Below are 584 nucleotides of genomic sequence, written 5' to 3'. Positions count from 1 at the left end.
TCGTTCTTGGCCAGGAAGGCGGAGCGCCATACATAGGACAAGCGCGCGCTGACCGGACCCTTTTCGTAAGCCAGCGTGGCGTTGTAGGAGCTGTGCGACACGCCGAAGAACGGTGTCTCGAGCTGCGAGACGATGACACCGGCATCATTCGCGTCAGGCACGTTCTGCGACGAGGTCAGTCGCGTATAGCTGCCCTGGATGCCCAGGCCGTCCAGCAGGCTCGGCAGCCCTTTCGGGAAGTAGACCAAGCCAACCTCGGCGCCTTTGATGTCGCCGTTGGAGGCGTTGACCGGCGAGTTGATGACGTAGTCATAGCCGTTCGTATGGTCGCCGCCCGAGGTCGAGTTGCGGAACGGGTCGTTGGCCGGATCGACGTGCACCTTGTGGCGCAGGCTCACGATCAAGCCGTCGATCTTGCGCTTGAACAGCGTGCCGTACAGCGCGCTGTCCTTCTGGAAGTACCACTCGCCCGTCAGGTCGAGGTTGGTGGAGCGCGTCGGTTTCAGGTCCGGGTTGCCGCCGCTGCCCGAGCCATAACCCACCTTGGACACGTCGTCGCTGAGCTGCAGGACGGGATTCAGATC

1 protein-coding gene is annotated in these 584 nt (G+C 62.8%); it reads right to left on the bottom strand.

The genetic code is table 11. From position 1 onward, the window contains the following. On the bottom strand, window positions 1-584 hold a 584-nt coding region (locus ACUJB0_RS31725), incomplete at both ends, for a TonB-dependent receptor domain-containing protein (protein WP_444848734.1).

Source organism: Duganella caerulea (assembly GCF_040362985.1).
Taxonomy (GTDB): Bacteria; Pseudomonadota; Gammaproteobacteria; order Burkholderiales; family Burkholderiaceae_D; genus Rugamonas; species Rugamonas vulcania.
This window is presented reverse-complemented; position numbering and strand designations above follow the sequence as displayed.